Source organism: Acidaminococcus sp. (genome assembly GCA_022482815.1).
Lineage (GTDB): Bacteria > Bacillota > Negativicutes > Acidaminococcales > Acidaminococcaceae > Acidaminococcus.
Genome location: JAKVOM010000001.1, coordinates 403,444 through 421,401, shown reverse-complemented (window position 1 = coordinate 421,401; position 17,958 = coordinate 403,444). Strand labels below are relative to the sequence as shown.

Below are 17,958 nucleotides of genomic sequence, written 5' to 3'. Positions count from 1 at the left end.
TGAAAAACCTCGTTTCTGTATAAGATTGCTATTACATATAGGGTTATCTTACCAGAAACGAGACAAAACGTAAGGGGTCCCTGTGGTGAATGGACCTTTTGCGGTGGTGAAGGAGACAATGGGGTTATATAGGTCAAAGCTGCTGTTTAAAGTAGTTTCAGTTTCCAAACATGATTCTAGATTTTTTTTGCTCTATGTGTCCATTTTTATTGATTAATTTTTAAACACTTATTATACTAAAAGTATCCATTTATAAATCATATTTTTTGGACATACATGGAGGTGTTTATGATGGAAGAAAAGAAAAATCCGGAATTGAGCTTGTTTACTAATGACGTGAAGAATTGGGAAAAGGATGACGACAATCCACGGGCAAATGGCCTGCTCGGATTTGAGTTTATGCACTTTCTGAGTTCTGAAAAGATGACCTGGCAGGAGGCCTTCAGTGGATTTAATGATATCAAGATCATTACCTATTCGTTTGGCTTGCCTTATATTTCACAGTTAATGCGGCTTTTTGATACAGGGGAAGTCATCGTAAATCCAGTATCTATTCGTGCCGATTCTGCTGAATTATTGGCAACGCAGACGGTTGTGACCAATTTCGTATGCCAGGAATCTTATCTACAGGCGCGAATGGCGGAACATACGTTTCATATGTATGTAGCCAGAGACATCATTGCCCATGCGAAGCTCTATCTTCTTAAAGCAAATGACGGCAAAACCCGGGTCATTTTTGCTTCGGCCAATGCTTCCACGCGAGCCTGGGACGGTTCACAGATTGAAAATTACAGCGTCTGTGATGATCCGGAATACTACAGGCTGCAGTGTGATGCTTTTGAAAGTGTGAAGGATCTTTCTACTGACGAAATTTCCTATAAAGCGAAAAAAATCAAAGAAGATGGCTCCAATATAGAAGATATTCCCATGATTAAAAAGTTGCAGCAAGTCAAAGAAGCGATTGTCATTCACGACGTACCGACAGAAGAAACAAAATATGCTTTTACGGTGGGTACAATAAGTAAGACAATGAGTGAGCTTTTAAAAGCAGCCAGCCTACGGCCTTCAATAAAAGCGGATGGTACTTTATTTACTCTTGAAAAGGTAACGAATATGATTCAGTTTTCTCGAAAGCAATGTATCGAAAGAAAAGCGAAGCAAAGAACCTGTCCGCAACTTGAAATCGATTATGAACATGATAAAATCATTATCAATGATACCGTACAGGATTTGGCACCTTCACTTGATGAAGTGAGGTCGGATATTCATTGCTGGCTGCAGTACATTGATGGATTTGACAAGTTCACGGGGGATCCCAAAAGCGTAAAAGAAAAAGCCTGGCGCATCCTTGTGCATGCTTTTGTCTCTCCGTTTTTTGCCGCACTCCGGTACTATGGCAGCCTGGCTGAAGTTTCTACGCGGTTCTTCCCTATTTATCTGTTGCTATACGGCCCCAGTGACAACGGAAAGACGCAGCTGTTAAAGACGGTTCAGAAACTGGTTCTCGGTATCCTTCCGACAGCGCTGGATGCTAAATTCTTCTCGACTAAAGATACGGCCATGCCTGCGCTGTGCACTCAGGTGAAAGGCTGCCCGATTCTTATTGATGATATCAATAATTCCCGCTGGCGGTACGCTTCTGATATTACGAAAGGTGACAGATGGCTGATTACCCAGGGATATTTGAATCATCCTACTTTCCTATTTAGTGCCAACAATATTGAAAGTATCAGGCCGGAGGTTTCCAAACGGCTTATCGTCATTCACGTCAATAACCAACTGTCCAAGACTATGGCTTCGGCGCTGGAGGGAGAAATCGTTGCCCTCCGTAAAAAGATGACCAATGCTTTTTGCCGAGCATATTGGGCCAAAATGCTTCCAGCCGTGCAGGAAATCATCCGCAAATTTAAGAACCCGGATCCTGATGAAGTGTTTAAGCCGGATATCTACAAGATTTCATCTACGATCATTAGCGATTTAATGACAGAATGTGGTATCGAAATACCCGAAGAATTCCGTATTTTTACCTGGAATGACTATATGGGAGATAGTATTGTTTCAGAACAAGCCATTAAGTTATTAAAAGACCTTTATTATATTTCGCCTGAAATCTTTACTGTCAATGAAAATAAAAATGAATTGATTATTGATTTAACTACGCCCCAAGACAGAGAGAAATTGATTAAACGGTTTCGTGAATTGCCCGCTGGAATGGAACGCGCGGTTATCGGTAACAAGATTCGCTTGAATTTGGAGAAAACAGAACTTTATACGGAAATCCGGTTTGAACGACCTGGATTGCTTTCTCGTATAAGAAAGGCTATTACGAATGAATAAAATTTGGATTTACAAGAAAATAGCAGAGTCCGATGACCTCGTAACGCAGGCAATTTCTTTGCTGCCGCATGAAAAAGAAGGAAAATGCTATATCTATATGGATTCGGAGCGCGATTTAATCAACTATCAGAAACTAAAAAAAGATACAGAAGCCAATAAGGGAATCTTGGTTTTCCTCTCGCTGACGGATATCAGCGACGATTGTCGTACGGTCACGAAGGAAATCAATGGCTTTCTGGAAAGAGGCATCATGGTGGGCGTACTTGACTACCCATCTACTTTCGTATTTTCTTTCACTGAAGTGAATCATGCTGTGGTTCGGGTGTTGCTTGAGTGCTATGCCAAGGAACGAGCTTCAAACCTTAGTGATATCCGGCTGAAAGTACCGGGCCGCGGGCGTAAAAAGATTCCTTATCCGGAAGGCTGGGATGAATTGTACTGGCAGTGGAAAGATAAGAAAATTTCGGCTGTGGAATTTATGAAGAAAACGAAATTGAAAAAAGGTACGTTTTATCACCTGGTCAAAGATTACGAAGTAGTCAATGCGCAGCCCGTTATCGTTCGCAAGATTGTATAGAGAGACTCGGTAATCTTTTGAAACTGTTGTGTCTATTTTGTTTGCCTTTTCTCCTCTTGGAATATTTGGGGTACCCAATGATTCTAAGGGGAGATTGTTTATTTGTTAACTGAAAATCCTGAATTACGATTATTTAATAAGCGTGATAGTGTCGCAAGACTCTTTACGTATCAATCAAAAATAGGACTAGGACTGTGAAGAAATGGTAATTATTCCTTTACAGTCCTATTTTTATAAAACAGACATATATCTAAATTGCTGCCTGTCTCTAACTAGCTGTCGATTGCATTTTATCTCAAGAATCCGCCAAGGAAGATGCCCGCACGATTGTACTAGCCACTAGACACTAGCCACTAACCACTTCTTGCCGCGAACGCGGCAAAATGCCAAATGCGCTTTTTTACTTTACTCGCGCTTTTTTCTTCTTTCCACAAACGGCCGGCACCGGTCATTCGTAAATTTAATATACTCTTCGACCGGCATGATGGGCTTATTAAGTTCTTTTTGTATTTCTTCGGGAATCTGTCCTGTCTCTCCTAATAGGTGTCCTGCCTTTTGCATCAGCTGGCGGTAGTCATCGGTGAGCTTTGTGATGGCTTCTGATTTGTGATAGAGGAACAGGGAAGATTCGCCGCAGCAGATGCAGGGTACGCTGTTTCCGAACATCCGGCGAAAACGCAATACGGCTGCCGTGAAATTGTCATCCACATTGGGGAGGGCACCGCTCATGACGAGAATGTGGCGGCAGCCGCCGCCCAGACCGGGATGGGAAATCCGGCCGTCAGCATCTCTCGTGATTTCGGGGCTGATCCAGGGCAGGATGCGCTCGAAGAGGGTCACGACCTTTGCCGGGATTCCGAAACAGTAGAGCGGAAAAGACCAGATACAGAGGTCGGACTGCTGCATCGTTTCATAAATTTCTTTGGCGTCGTCTTTGATGATACAGACGCCTGGTTTGCGGAACCAGCAGGAAAAGTCTGCCTTGCAGGGTTCGACATTTTTCTCATAGAGGGCAATCTCCTGAATCTCTGCCTCTTTGGCAGATGATTCCTGCAGGCCGTCTAGTAAAAGGCCGGACAGCATTCTTGTGATACTTTTTCCTTTGCGCGGGGAACCGTTGAGTATGGTGATTTTCATAGGCTTGCCTCATTTCTGACTTGTACTTATTGGCAAAACAGGATGGAACCGCGCGCAGCACTGAGGCCCGGCGCGGTATTTCTTTAGCTAGATTATAGCAGGGAAATGCGCGGCATGCACACTGTTAAGCGGCAGATATTGTCATTGACAGTTCTTCACGGCGGCGCGGTATAATAGGGGAAGATTCACTAAGATGTGATGAGAGGAGTGGGCCTATGAAGACGATTTATACGGTGGTATTTAAGGCCGCAGAGGGCGGCGGCAACCCGGATCCCGTGACGCTCGATGCGGATGAACTGACAACGGAAGAAATGCTTGCTATGGCCAAAAAGTTTGGCTATGAATCTTCCTTCGTATTGAAACCGACACGGCCGGATTGTGATGTACGGTATCGGTACTTCATGCCGCTTCAGGAAACGGAGATGTGCCTGCACGATACAATTGGAACCTCGACGGTGCTGATTCAAGAAGGCCGGGTGAAACGGTCGCCCTTTTATGCGGAAACCATGCTGGGGCCGATTCGCATCGACTGGACGAAAAACGGCGATGACATTGCTGTCGCTGTGAAACAGTTTCTGCCGGAAGTCAAAAAACTCGCTCCTACGAAGGAAGAACTCTGCCGCGCTCTTGGCATCAAGGAAAGTGACCTGGGCGAAGGGCCTGTTGAGTCAGTTTCTACCTCGCGCTTCAAACTGATGGTGCCGCTGCGCAGCAAGGAAATCCTGAATGCACTGCAGCCGGACTTCCCTTATCTCAGGGAGCTCTGCGAGAAGTACGAAACTACGGGCTTTTGTCCTTTTGCACCGGCACCGGAAGAAGGAGAAAATGTTTATTATGACCGGCAGTTCCCGAAGCATGCCGGCTACGATGAAGATCCGGCAACGGGCGTGGCGGCTTCCGCCCTGGGTGCCTATCTGGTGCTCAATCAGAAGAATCCGGCAGATGGCTGGCATACCTTCGAAATCTATCAGGGATTTGCCATGGGCCGCCCCAGTCATATCGGGTCGGATATTCTTGTAGAGAACGGAAAAATCACGGAAACGCGCGTGCGCGGCAGCGCGGAAATAGTGGATAAATGATAAAAAGGGGCTGTGAAATATGCATACGCATTTTTTCACAGCCCCTTTTACGCCGGTCGCTGGTCGCGTGTCGCTTGTGGGTGCAATGCTTCGCGTTGCCAAATTAATTTAAAAGAGCTACCAAAAATTTTCCGCAGAGACCCTCTTCGACGTCGCTCCGCGACATTGAAGAGGGGGAACCGCAGGAAGGCCCGATGGTATCGGACCTTCCGATTAGCGGTGGGTGATGACCCTCTATTTTTCTTTTATTTTTCTTTTGGGCAAACCGACGCAGGAGGTTTGGTTTCGATGGAGGGATAGCTTCTTTTACTCCCGCTTTTTTCAGCGTTTCAGCCGCGACACATTGTCTAATTCTATGCTTCTCCTATATAATATATAGTATCATTCAATATCCACCAAAGGAGACGCTACCATGTCTGCACCTACTTTATCGACTAAAGAAAAAATTCGGCTGACTGCGATCCTGGCCGTTTATATTTTTCTCTTAGGCAGTGCGGCCGGGGCGATTGTCTGGGCCTTTTTGAAACTGCTGCACATTGGCATGCTCTTTTTCTGGAAAGTACTTCCCACTTTTTTCGACCACCGCGCACTCCATCTTGTTACGGTTTGTCTCGGAGGCGGGCTGCTTATCGGAATTTTTCAGCGTCACTTTGGCATCCTGCCCGATACTATGAAAGAGGTCATGGCGCATCTTAAAAAAGAGGGTATCTACGAATCACATGGAGTGCCTCTTCTTATTACGGCCGTCCTGCTGCCGCTCTACAGCGGCGGTTCCCTTGGACCCGAAGCGGGTCTCACGGGCATTATCACGACGGCCTGCTGCCGCATTGGGGACAGACTGCGGTATACAGTGTCAGCACTGCGTCACAGCGTACTCATAGGCCGCATGCCGACTTTTGGCGTACTGGCTTCTCTGCCTTACCGGCATGTTACAGAAGAAACGGCAGCCCTCATGGAAGAACCGTATCTTTTTTCCGTGAAGGAACGAAAACTCATCAAAAGGTTTCTCTATGGGTTCGGTATTTTAGCGGGCGTCATCGCGGCCGTTCTGCTGACGCGGCTGACCGGCGGCGGGGCGGGACTGCCGCAGCTCCGCTGGGAACGCTGGAACGGGCTTAACGAATGGAAGTATTTTCCGCTCTTTGTAGTGGGCGGAATTTGCTTGGGTCATCTGTTTCAGTTTTTCGGACGGGCTGCCGAGCGAATTGCGGCACCTGTGAAAGACCGCCGGATTCTTTCCTGCCTGATTGCCGGAGCTATCATGGCTGCGCTGGGGCTTATGAATCCGCATAATCTTTTCAGCGGCGGCCCTCAGCTTCTGCCGCTTTCTCATATGTGGACGGCGCTGCCGGTGACGCTGCTTTTTGCGACGGCTGTTACCAAAATACTGGGCACGACGCTTTGTCTTGCTTTTGGCTGGAAGGGCGGCAGCATTTTTCCCATCGTGTACAGTGCCATTTCCCTGGGGTATGGACTTACCGCGCTTACCGGAGTGATACCGCTTTTTGCGATTACCACTGTGAGTGCCGCCACGTGCGGGACTATCTTTAAAAAGCCGGTTCTCGTGGTGGCTGTCCTGCTGCTGTGCTTTCCGGTCCGCATTATTGTTCCCATGGCGCTGGCGGCTATCGTCGGAGCAAGAATCGGTCGGTAGAAATGGACAATTTGCGTTATAATAGAGACGGAAAGATTGTTATAGGTAAGGGAGGAATGACCTATGTTTGAAGCAGGTTTTATTTATCTATTTCCTGGACTTGATCCCATGCGGCAGCATGCCGAAATCCCTTCGACAAATATGAATATGAACGTTGTCGGCGTACCTAATTATGCCGCGGCTGAAAAGGCAGCCAAAGACCTCGTAGCCAAAGGCTGCACGGCTATTGAACTGTGCGCGGGCTTTGGCGTCGAAGGTCTGGCAAGAATCAAGAAAGCCGTAGGCCCCGGCGTTGCTGTGGGTGCCGTTCGCTTTGATTTTCATCCCGGACTCGAATTTAAGAGCGGCGACGACGTGTTTGGAAAATAAAGACACGCTGGTCGCTGGCCGCTGGTCGCGGGTCGCCCGTGGAAGAAAAATTGCCAAGGCATTTTTCTACAAACTTATAAAAATAAGAACCTAAAATTTAGCAGAAAACCTAAATTTTAGGTTTTATTTTTCTTTGAATCAAAAGCCTTACCACACTGCTGCAGACGAGGCTAAATGCCATGAGCTGAAAGCCAAAAGCGCCCTTTTTTCATTTTTGTTATCTGCAAACCACTTGTTGTTTTGCTTCCTACAGAGCGACCCGCGGCTAGCGACCGGCGACCTGCGTAAAAGAGGCTGTGAAATAATGGTGTGCATTATTTCACAGCCTCTTTTTAGGGAAAAAAGATGATTTTATTACCAGGGCAGTACTGCCATCGTAAAAGTTACTCTGGCGCTGCCCGGATAACCAAAGTTAAGCAGCCTCATAGGAATCCTGCAGCCAGTCTTTTTTTGCCTTCGGCAGTTTGCTGTCAACAGAACTGCAGGCGGCAGAAGGTGGGATTTACTTCCGCCAAGTGCCTCCGGCATCTTGGCTTCCTACAGAGCGACCGGTGACAAGCGACCCGCGGCCAGCGTGTTTACTCCACATCGTACCGCAGCCACAGAGCACCATTTTGGTAACGGGTGACATCTTTTAATTTTAAAGTCACAGGTTCGCGGTCCATGGCGATGCCGTCAAAGACGGAAACCATGCCTTTGCGGCCGTCGATGGCCGGACTCAGCAGGATGCTGATTTCATCAAGAAGGCCGGCATCCAGGAAGGCTCCGTTAATAGTACCGCCGCCTCCAATCATGAGGCGCTTGACGCCAAATTCTTTGTAGAGAATTTCAACGGTGTTCTTCAGGTCGACGTGATTTTTACCGCTGACAATCCAGGAGATGTGGCGGCCGTCCAGATATGTCAGGTATTCCTGAGAGGCCCGTTCAGTGACAACGACGATAAGCGGCGATTCGGAAGCAGTGTTGTCTTTCCACAAAAGTGTGCCTTTGCTGTCCAAAATAATTTGATAGCCCTCAGCGTCACGCTTTTTGGAAAAGCCGGGCTGTGCTTTTGCTTCCGGGTGACTCGGCGTGAAATGACCCTTTTCGGAAATCTCCATTTCAGCCGTAACGCGGCCATTCAGGAGCGAAGGCGCATTAAGGGCACTCAGCGTTTTATAATATTCTTTGTTGCCGGGAATCTTTACGGTCATGCCGCAGTCGATGCGGCCATCGAGCGACATCATCATATGGCAAATGATATGGGGTCTGTTCATTATTGCAAATCCTCCTCTATAATTCTCACTGCTTTGAGTATAGTAGGAAGCAGGAATGATGTCTAATACTTACCTTTTATATAGAATTATGCTTTAAAGGCATACAAAGAAAATCCTGCCAGACAGAGAATGAAGAGAAAAATTGGCGGGCACTGTAGACTATTTTCTCTATTTTTCTGGCTATCGGGAATCTGTCCGAGTTGATATAATAGAAAATGATAAGAGGGAACTGTTTTCTGCCTTGAAAGGAGAGAGCATTATGGTCGAGTTCGAACGTGAGAGAAACCGCAAGCTTGCCAAAAAGGTCATTGCCGGCCTTGCTTCCCGTCAGATGGAAGGCTATTTTGTCGAGACGAAAGCAGAAGCACTGAAAAAGGCGCTGGAATTGATTCCGGAAGGATCCAGTGTCACCTGGGGCGGTTCGATGTCCATTTCGGAAATCGGATTGAAACAGGCTGTAATCGACGGCAATTATACGGTCTATAACCGTGACGTGGAAAAGACGCCGGAGGCAAAGCGTGCCGTCATGCTGAAGTCGTACACGTGCCAGTACTATCTGGCGAGTACGAATGCCATTACCGAAGACGGCGTACTGGTCAATGTGGACCGGAATTCCAACCGGGTATCCAGCCTGGCTTATGGACCGGAACATGTCATTATGATTGTGGGGATGAATAAGGTCACCAAAGACGTGGATCATGCGCTCTACCGCGTGCGCAATGTGGCGGCACCGATTAACGCCCAGCGCTTCACGACGGCAAAGACGCCCTGCAATATGAACGGATCCTGCGCCAACTGCAAATCACCGGAAAGCCTCTGCTGCAACTTCCTGATTACCCGTTTTTCCAATCATCCGGGAAGAATGAAGATTATTCTGGTGAATGAGGATTTGGGATTCTAAAAAAATGCGGGTCGCTGGTCGCCGGTCGCGTGTCGCTGTGTAGGAAGCAAACTGCGAGGCAGTTTGCCAAATAAAAAATAAAACCACCTATGGTAGATTGACTGTAGGTGGTTTTATTTTATCCAGATGAGGCGAAGGGGATAAAAGAAGCTATCATTCACTGTAAATTCTTTAGGGACCCTCTTCGACGCCGCTGCGCGGCATTGAAGAGGGAGGACCGCAGGAAGGACCGATGCCATCGGGCCTTCCGGAAAGCGGTGGGTGATGGCCCTTAAAATTCTTTAAACTATTTTCCTCGTTTTGTCCCAATATATGAATTGCTTCGGGGAATGCCCGCTGTTCTTTCGTCCTTTTTCCTCGCTGCGCTCAAATTATTTTATTCCACGCTGCCGCAGGCCCGCTGCCTTCGGCAGCCACAGCTCCTCAGCTTTCTTTCCGCGCGAAGCGCCACAGCTTTTTTCTTCCTCCCTTCCTTTTACCAAAACATTACATTCCATATATCTCCTTCTTACAGAGAGGCGGTATGCTTAAAGCCAAGTTAAGGAGGATCCGGGTATGCACAATTGGGATGAAACCACAAAGATTACAGGCGTTATTTTTGACTGGTCGGGGACGATTCTGGACTTTGGAGCGATGGCACCGATTCGTGCCTATATGAAAAGTTTTGAAGAGTGCGGCGTTCCCGTTACGGAAGATGAAGCCCGTAATTCGCTGGAACTTACCCGATATGACCATATCCGTAATATGCTGGGAACGAGGCGGATCAGCCGGGAATGGGAACGTACCTGGGGAAAAGCCTGGAATCAGGACGATGTCGAAAAGATTTATATGTCTCTCGATAAAAATTTTGAAGCGAGCCTGAAGGAAACGGCCCAGATTAAACCTGGCATCCTGTATATCACCAGACAATTGCGGGAAGCCGGTATTAAAGTCGGAACAACGACGGAATACAATAATCAAATGCTGCATATCCTTTTGCCGATTGCCGAGCAGCAGGGATTTACAGCGGACTGCTCACTTACATCGGATGCGGCCATGGGGAAGGGGCGTCCGTATCCGTATATGATTTTCCTGAATATGATAAAACTGGGACTCATGAATGTGCACCAGATTATTAAAGTGGGCGACACGGTGGAGGACATCAAGGAAGGACAGGCTGCCGGAGCCTGGACCGTCGGCATACTCGACGGCAGCGCCGTCATGGGGCTGGATGAGGCGCACTATAACGCCCTGTCGAAGAGTGAACTCAGCAAATACCGCCAGCGCGCGTTGGAAGTTTATGCGGAAGTCGGGGCTGATTTTGCTATCCGCAATGTGACAGAGCTTGTGGATGTGATAAGGAAAATCCAAGGTAAGTAAATAAAGGCTGCGGCGGGGTGCTGCGCGTTATTTCCTCGGAGTCATTAAAGAAATCTTTTGTCGGGTACATATGCTGAAGTCAAAGACATGTACCTGATTTTTCTTGACTCCATTCCTATAATTTGCTAACATAAAGCTACAAATAATCAATAAAAATTTAATATATTGTAAAACACGGTTCATCATTATTGCAGAAAAGTAGGTTGCTTGTTTGTAGGAGTGGAGGAGAGCAGTATGAGAACAAACAAAGTGAAGCGCTGCGGTATTGTACTTGCCGCTGCTATGATGGTGTTTTTTGGGACTTTGCAGCCGGTGTCGGCGATGCCTCTTGACGGCATTGTCACGGGAAAGCAGCAGGGGAGCTTTGCCGGTTACGAAAGAACCCCGGATGAGACATTTGCTGCCAAGATTGAAAAGTCTTTTCGTCAGTACGCCGTACAGCCGGCCTGGCTGGGGACTGCCGTGGTTGTTCTGATGACAAGTTCTGTAAGACCATGATGAAGTAAGAGCAGAAAACGAGTATAATGATAGTGCCGTAGTTTACGTATTCTGAATTGATAACAGCAGAGAGGAAGTTGCATTCATGGCCAATTTTTGTTCCCATTGCGGACATCCCGTCAAACCGACCGATAAATTTTGTGGTTTCTGTGGTGCGCCCATCGCAAATTCGCAGCCGGTGAACCCACAGCCGGCGCCTGCAGTAAATCCGCAGCCGGCACCAGCCGCCGAGCAGCAAACGGCAAAACCACAGCCGGCACCAGCTGCAGGGCAGGAAGCGGACAATCCGCAGCCGGCATCTACTGCAGAACAGAAGGCGTCACCCGCTGCAGCACAGAAGACAGACAATCCGCAGCCGCAGCAGGCGAAAGTGACACCGCAAAAGCAGGTACCTTTATATCGGCCTGAAGCACTGCATCAAGCCGGCGCAGCGGGACAAACGGCACCGCGTCAGCAGGCTCCGAATCCGCAGCAGCCTCCGTATCAGCAAGCCGGATATCAGCAAACGCCTCCGCCTTACGGACAGGCGGGGCCCGGACAGGTTCCGCCGTATCAGCAGGGACAGAACGGCGGGTTTGGAGTACCTCCTTACCAACCGGTGGAAGGATCCTTTATCGATAAAGTCAAGGCCGATTTTACGACCGTGGGCCGGCTGAACAGAAAACGCTTCTGGGTGAGAAGTCTGATTGCCGGATTCGTTTCTTCTGTATTTTCGACTCTCTGTGCATCCGATAGTACGCTTTTGATATTGATTGGTCTGATTGTTACCGTTGCGGCCGGCGTTTATGGTGTGATGATAGACATCCGCCGCTGCCATGACCTCGGTAAACCAGGCACTTACATCCTGTTCCTGTTTGTGCCTTTTTACAACATTTATGTGGGTATCAAGATTCTCTTCTTTGAAGGAGAGCGGGGACCGAATCAGTATGGGCCGGATCCGCTGCTGAGGGAAGGCTTGTGGTAATTTAAAAATAAAAAGGGACTGTGAAACACTGGTTACCCATTGTTTCGCAGTCCTTTTTTTCGCCGCCCGCAATCCGCCGTCCGTATTCCGCCCGCGGAAGCAAAATTGCTGCGGCAATTTTGCTCTGAAAATATAAAAGCAGTCTTTTAAATTCAGACCAAAACTACTTTTCTGCTGGCCGCCAAAGGCGGCCTTATTTGTTTCTGATGGACTCTGCTGCAAGACAGTCGCAGATGCGTAATAAGCAGCTTTCGTCACACCTTACTCCATTTCACACTAAATATTTCCTTTTCTTTTTATGGACGGCACAGAAGATGGGCGCAGATACAAGGAAGGCGGGCTTAGGAACCCGAGATAATACAAAAATAGTATATCGAGTGGTTCCTAAGTCCGCCTGACACAGTAGATGCGTCCATATTTCTGCGCTGGACAGAAAAAGTTTCCTTAGAAAAAGCTCTCAGACAAGATGCGTGCGAGGCCAGCCGAGTACCAGATTGTCTGAGGTGCTTTTAATTACTCCTTCCAAGCTTTAGGAGCAGGCACAAAGAATGCAAAAATGCAGCCAATCAAGGCGACAACCCAAAGAACCTGCAGTGCCGGCTGGATGCCCCATTTATCAGCACCCCAGCCGACGAGAGGAGAAACCAGACCGCCCACCGTACCGCTGAGTCCCAGAGTGACGCCGGAGGCAAAGCCGATATTTTTACCGAGGTAGGTCTGCCCCAGGATGACGATAGCACTGTACGGCGCAAATAAAGACAGCGCTGTCGGGACAAGGAGGGCGTAAGAAAGCCAGACGTTGGCGCTGTTTACGAGAAAGAACGTGGCAGGTACCATCACGAAGAAGGAAACACGCAGGATGCGGATGAACCCGAACCGGTCAGCCAGGATTCCTCCTATGAAAGTAATTACGACACCCATCGAGAAAAGGACAGATAAGGCCATGCTTCCGGAAGCTGCCGTCTGGTGCAGCACATTGATCCAATAGAGCGGGATGAAGGTGTTGCACAGCGTAAAACCGATGGAACGGGCAAAAATGACGAAAGTCAGTTTTCCGAAAGCTTTCCAGTCGTTTTCGGCCGGTGCCTGCGTGTGCTTGGCAGCTTCTTCCTTTTTGGCACTCACAATGAGCGCCTGGATTGCCGGCATTTGTTTATGTAAGAAGATGGCGGTCAGTACGTTTACAACACCAAAAACCAGCAGACCTTTGATGCCGTAGGTATAAGCACTGAGTCCGCAGACAATCGGGCCAAGTGCAAAACCGGCATTGCCGCCGACGGAAAACGCTCCCATGGCCTTGCCCTTGAAATCTCCGGCAATGCCATTGATCATGCGGGCTGCTTCCGGGTGGTACAAGCTGCTGCCCAGGCCGCACAGCATGGAAAGAATGAAAATTACCCAGTAGGAATCCGTAAAGGCCATGGCAGAAATGCAGAGCCCGCTGAGCAGTACGCCAAACGGTGCAATCCAGGGAAAAGACATCCGGTCGGAGTAGTAGCCCGTGATGGGCTGCGTGACGGAAGCCAGCAGGATGTTGGCAAAAATGATGCCGGCCGCTTCCTGATATGATAGATGGCAGGCTGCAATGAAATAAGGCAGCAGCGCCGGGATGCCGCCTTGTGCCCAGTCTGTTGCAAAGTGACCCAGACTAAACAGATAGACGTGGGGATCCATCTTTTTCATCGTTAATCCCTTCTTTTCGCAGGTTAAATCTTGCCTTTATTCTAATCTACAGAGAAGCGAAAAAGCAAGAATTGAAGGCACTTTGCGAAAAGGGAAGCGATATTGGGTTAAGAAAAAGAAGCTATCTTCCCCCGCACCCGTCACCGCTTCCTCTCGTCAGCGCTGACTGCGGTCCTTCCTTCTTTCGAAGCCGCGGAGCGGCTTGAAAGAAGGTCACAAAGAAGCAAACCTCCTGCGTCGGTTTGCCTTAAAAATATAAAAAGATCGCTGCAGTATATTCTTTAGGGACCTTCCTCGACGTCGCTGCGCGACATTGAGGAAGGGGGCCCGCTTGCGGGGGATGATGACCATCTTATTATTTTTTACTAAATTTTTAGTCTTTCTCTGGTTATAAAAGTACTAATAGACATTCCTGCGGCGGGTATTCAGTTTGAGCGCAGGAATGGGAAAGATGAAGCAACGTCCTAATTTCATTGAGCCAAATCTCTGATTTGGCCTCATTAAGGAGTGCTGCTGTTTAAATCTTTTTAATTAACCCTTCCTTGTTATCTAACTGAATATCCCCCGCGGTCGTGTGCGCGATTGCCAAGGCAATCGACACCAATAATAAAAAAACGCGGCCTTCGGCCGAATAGGAAGCTCACGCAGCTCCTTCTCGTCGCTGCTTCTGAGAAACTTCGCGGCGTGGGGAGCCGCTGGCTCAATGGAATATCTCCAGATTCACGCAGATATGTCCGTTCTCTCTAGGAGACAAGGCGCCGGTTTACCGGGCGTAAGCCCAGTCCTTGTCGACAACGAGAGAACGGCATAGATGTGCGAAGATGGGATGTTGAATGAGTCAGTGGCTCCCCTCACTCCCGCGGCGCTGCGCTTGCGGATCGTTGGCGCTCAGTTCCGGTCCCTCCTCGTACAATAGCGTATGAGGGGGAATTTTTTATTTGCATAAAATAAACATTTCCCTTCATAGTCAACTATCCTGATGCTACAATCTCTGTATGGAGATTATGGCCAGGCAACGTCTTTGGTCCCCCCTGCGACCCGATTCTATCGGTGATCGCTCAAGAAGCTTGACGCCTGCCTCGGTTGCCATATTCCGCGAACACAGATATTGCGTCCTTGGGCGAGAGTGGTGCCAGTACCGTTTTTATTCTCACAGGTGTACGCTCGTTAGCGAGGGTGCGGTCAGCAGCCGAGATCAGGATACCCCTGACTATCTTCTCTCATCCTTAGCCGGAAAGGTGGTGATTCAAGTGAAGACTAAAGACTTTCTCACTACTCTCTTTGTCGGCATCGACGTTGGTTCTCGAAATAACGTCGTTGCCCTTTTAGACTTTGAGTCCAATAAGCCGCTTGAAAAATTCACAGTAGCAAACAACACACCCGGTACTAAGGAATTAGTCCAGAAGTTGTTAATCTTCATGAAAGGACATAGAAATCTTACCAGGATTCGAATTGCTTTCGAATCCACAGCCTTGTACGGCATTCATCTTGCCAACTATCTCTCTACGTGTAAGGAGTTGCTTCCTTTTGGAACGCTTGTATTTTGTCTCAATCCCAAAACAATCCGTAACTACAAGAAATCTTTCATCGACCTGGGTAAAAACGACAAAATTGACGCTTTCGTCATTGCCGACTTTGCCAGGGCCAACCGGATCACGACCTCTCCCTGGAGGGGAAGTCAATACCTTGCTTTACAAAGATTGACCCGGCAGCGTCTCCATTTCACCAGAGAGCTGGCACGTGAGAAAAACTATATGCTCAGCAATATTTTTCTCAAATTCAGTGAGCTGCCTTTACTCGCCAAGGGAGAACGTCCCTTCTCCGATATGTACGGAGTGACGAGTTCGGCCGTACTCACTAATTTTCTAAGTACGCAGGAAATTATTGAGACTCCCACGGAAGAGCTCATTCATTTCATCTGCAAAGAAAGTAAGCATACTTGTCCGGACCCCAAGGCTGCAGCTGAACTTTTGAAGAAAGCTGCCGAGAATTCCTATCACCTGGACAGGCAGTTTGATGAACCAATTACGTTAGCAATTGCTTCCTCATACGTATTGGTCAATACCTATCAGCAGCAGATCAGGGTCATAGAAAATGCTATCAAGAAGACTATCCGGGGGCTGAATCCCAATGCCTTTGAGGCTTTGATGTCAATCCCAGGGATTGGGCCAGTCACCGCCGGTGGACTCATTGCAGAAATTGGGGACATTACTGCATTTTACTCGGAAGAAGCGCTGGCCAAACAAGCAGGGCTTGTTTGGCGCGAGAACCAGTCAGGTTCTTTTAAATCGGAAGAAACTCCATTAAGCAAGGCAGGGAATCCATTCTTGAGATATTACATACTCGAAGGCGCCAGCCATGTGAAGGACAAGGATGAAGTTTATTCCGAATACTTCCACAAAAAATTAGCTGAAGTGAAGACACATCAGCATAAACGTGCACTCGCTTTGACCGGTCGTAAATTGACCAGGCTGATCTATAGATTACTGGCAAATGATCAGCTCTACTCCCCGCAAAGAGGAGTAGTACAAAAAAATAGATAAGAAGTAATATTATCCAGATTTTCCTTATTTTTTTTCAACGATTAAGGAAAGTCTTATTAAGTATACCCTTTTTTAGAAAAAGAATAAGAAAACTACCCACTTTAGGTACTTGACTTATTACCAGATAGCTTCTTCCTCGCTGCGCTCGAAGAAGGCCGGATGTAGTCGCCAAAGCTTCGCTTTGGCAAATTATTTAATTCCCGGCCGCTATGAGGCCGGGTCTACGCTGCCGCAGGCCTGCCGCCGAGGCGGCTACAGCTTTTTTCGCGCGAAGCGCCAAGGCTTTATATTTTACCTACTAACTTTCTGCCCGCACTACCGTACTCAAAACTCACAACTTTCTCCCTTAAACACCAAAAGGACTGCCGCACAATGCGGCAGTCCTTTTGGCTTGGTGTATAGAAAGGGAAATGTAATAATGTATACGCTAAATTACAGATTTGCACCGTAGAAGCTCGTCAGTTTATCCACGGCCTTGTTGACATATTCAGGCACATAATAGGTCTGGATATGGGTAGCACCAGGAATCAGGAACAATTCCTTATTCTGCGTGCCCGTTGCCTTATTGAAGGCATCCTGCGTCATATACAGGGTATCAGCCTTTTCGCCGGCCATCATCAGAAGCGGCTGGTTGATGAGCTGCATATTGTTAGCAGCATCGAAGGTAAAGAGATCGAGGTTGCTGCGAACCGTGTATTGGAACGTGGAATTCGGATGAGCATGGGTCTTGCCATAGTAGATATACCCTTCGCTGTACAGAGAAGTCATCTTCTTCAGCTGCTCATCGGTCAGGTGAGCTTTTTCCGTTGCGGGGCTCAGTTTGATCGGGGCTCCTTTGACTTCGGCTGCTCTCTGGGCAGAGGATTCCTGCAGACGCTGGATAGTCGTATCTTTTGCACTGCTCAGGAAACCGTCGCGGCGAACGATACCAGAGTTAAACATGGACAGGGTAGCCACGGCCTTGATTCTCTTATCGGTCTGGGAAGCCTTGAGGGTATAGCCACCGCCGCCGCAGATACCGAGGGCACCGATACGATCAGGGTCTACACCGGGGACGGAAGTAATGATATCGGCCATACCATGAACATCTTCGACACGGAAGGCGGGATTATCCAAATGTCTCGGCAGACCGCCGCTGGCACCCTGGAAGGAAGCGTCAGCTGCCAGGGTGATGTAGCCTGCTTCGGCAAGACGCTGGGCATAGAGACCGGCTACCTGTTCCTTAATGCCGCCGTTCGGATGGGCCACAATAATAGCAGGATATTTCTTCGTGCCGTTCTTATCGTAACCAGCAGGGGTATAGACGTTAGCGGCAATCGTGTTGCCATTCAGATTATAGCGAACCGGATGAATGTTGACTTTGCCTGGTTCGTTCTTGGTGATAGCACCGCGGTAAACCAGACCGAAAGGATTGGCATTCGGGCTCTTGCCAGGGGCGACTTCTCTCAGATCCTTAGCTCCGTAAAAGGCGATTCCGGAAGCAGCATCTGCGGGGCCTTCTGCTGCAAAAGCGGTACCAACGGCACCGGCACCAAACGTCATCAGGGAACCAGCCAGAAGAGCTGCCATTACTTTTTTGCTCATTTTCATTTGAATAACCT

General features: G+C 48.3%; 14 protein-coding genes. 10 read left to right on the top strand and 4 right to left on the bottom strand.

Annotated features, from left to right (window positions below):
* The first annotated feature begins 288 nt into the window (after positions 1-288).
* Complete coding sequence (locus tag LKE33_01810) at positions 289-2,337, top strand: hypothetical protein (GenBank protein ID MCH3949662.1); 2,049 nt, start codon at positions 289-291, stop codon at positions 2,335-2,337.
* Positions 2,330-2,914 (top strand): hypothetical protein, encoded by a 585-nt coding sequence (locus LKE33_01805; GenBank protein MCH3949661.1) that lies wholly within the window; start codon positions 2,330-2,332, stop codon positions 2,912-2,914. Before LKE33_01810 ends, LKE33_01805 begins: the two co-directional genes overlap by 8 nt.
* A gap of 405 nt (positions 2,915-3,319) precedes the next feature.
* On the opposite strand, the gene LKE33_01800 is transcribed toward LKE33_01805, so the two are convergent.
* The gene (locus LKE33_01800; GenBank protein MCH3949660.1) at positions 3,320-4,051 is read right to left on the bottom strand and encodes a flavodoxin family protein; all 732 of its coding nucleotides are present in this window, start codon (positions 4,049-4,051) and stop codon (positions 3,320-3,322) included.
* Positions 4,052-4,266: 215 nt separating this feature from the next.
* On the opposite strand from LKE33_01800, the gene LKE33_01795 reads away from it, so the two are divergent.
* The 3 genes from LKE33_01795 to LKE33_01785 all read left to right on the top strand — a co-directional run bounded on the left by LKE33_01795 (position 4,267) and on the right by LKE33_01785 (position 7,153).
* Entirely contained in the window at positions 4,267-5,130 is an 864-nt protein-coding gene (locus LKE33_01795) for a PhzF family phenazine biosynthesis isomerase (GenBank protein ID MCH3949659.1), read from the top strand.
* A gap of 412 nt (positions 5,131-5,542) precedes the next feature.
* Positions 5,543-6,784: a chloride channel protein gene (locus LKE33_01790; GenBank protein ID MCH3949658.1), complete on the top strand. Its 1,242-nt coding sequence runs from the start codon at positions 5,543-5,545 to the stop codon at positions 6,782-6,784.
* Positions 6,785-6,847: 63 nt separating this feature from the next.
* Positions 6,848-7,153, top strand: a complete 306-nt coding sequence (locus LKE33_01785) for a DUF6506 family protein (protein MCH3949657.1) — start codon at positions 6,848-6,850, stop codon at positions 7,151-7,153.
* 578 nt (positions 7,154-7,731) lie between these two features.
* Here the strand turns inward: LKE33_01785 and LKE33_01780 are convergent.
* On the bottom strand, positions 7,732-8,409 hold the full coding sequence (locus LKE33_01780; protein ID MCH3949656.1) for a RibD family protein: 678 nt from the start codon (positions 8,407-8,409) through the stop codon (positions 7,732-7,734).
* Between the two features lie 259 nt (positions 8,410-8,668).
* Between LKE33_01780 and LKE33_01775 the strand changes: the two genes are divergently transcribed.
* The 4 genes from LKE33_01775 (at position 8,669) to LKE33_01760 (ending at position 12,131) form a co-directional block, all read left to right on the top strand.
* Positions 8,669-9,310 (top strand): lactate utilization protein, encoded by a 642-nt coding sequence (locus LKE33_01775; GenBank protein ID MCH3949655.1) that lies wholly within the window; start codon positions 8,669-8,671, stop codon positions 9,308-9,310.
* A 555-nt stretch (positions 9,311-9,865) separates the two neighbouring features.
* Positions 9,866-10,669: a phosphonoacetaldehyde hydrolase gene (locus LKE33_01770; protein MCH3949654.1), complete on the top strand. Its 804-nt coding sequence runs from the start codon at positions 9,866-9,868 to the stop codon at positions 10,667-10,669.
* A 234-nt stretch (positions 10,670-10,903) separates the two neighbouring features.
* The gene (locus LKE33_01765) at positions 10,904-11,167 is read left to right on the top strand and encodes a hypothetical protein (protein ID MCH3949653.1); all 264 of its coding nucleotides are present in this window, start codon (positions 10,904-10,906) and stop codon (positions 11,165-11,167) included.
* A gap of 85 nt (positions 11,168-11,252) precedes the next feature.
* Entirely contained in the window at positions 11,253-12,131 is an 879-nt protein-coding gene (locus LKE33_01760) for a DUF805 domain-containing protein (protein MCH3949652.1), read from the top strand.
* Between the two features lie 513 nt (positions 12,132-12,644).
* On the opposite strand, the gene LKE33_01755 is transcribed toward LKE33_01760, so the two are convergent.
* Positions 12,645-13,814, bottom strand: coding sequence for an MFS transporter (locus tag LKE33_01755; GenBank protein MCH3949651.1), 1,170 nt, complete (start codon positions 13,812-13,814; stop codon positions 12,645-12,647).
* 1,250 nt (positions 13,815-15,064) lie between these two features.
* On the opposite strand from LKE33_01755, the gene LKE33_01750 reads away from it, so the two are divergent.
* Positions 15,065-16,357, top strand: coding sequence for an IS110 family transposase (locus LKE33_01750; GenBank protein ID MCH3949650.1), 1,293 nt, complete (start codon positions 15,065-15,067; stop codon positions 16,355-16,357).
* 432 nt (positions 16,358-16,789) lie between these two features.
* Here the strand turns inward: LKE33_01750 and LKE33_01745 are convergent, their stop codons facing one another.
* Positions 16,790-17,947 carry an alpha/beta hydrolase gene (locus LKE33_01745; protein MCH3949649.1) on the bottom strand — a complete coding sequence of 386 codons (1,158 nt, stop codon included), beginning with the start codon at positions 17,945-17,947 and terminating at the stop codon, positions 16,790-16,792.
* Positions 17,948-17,958 lie beyond the last annotated feature (11 nt).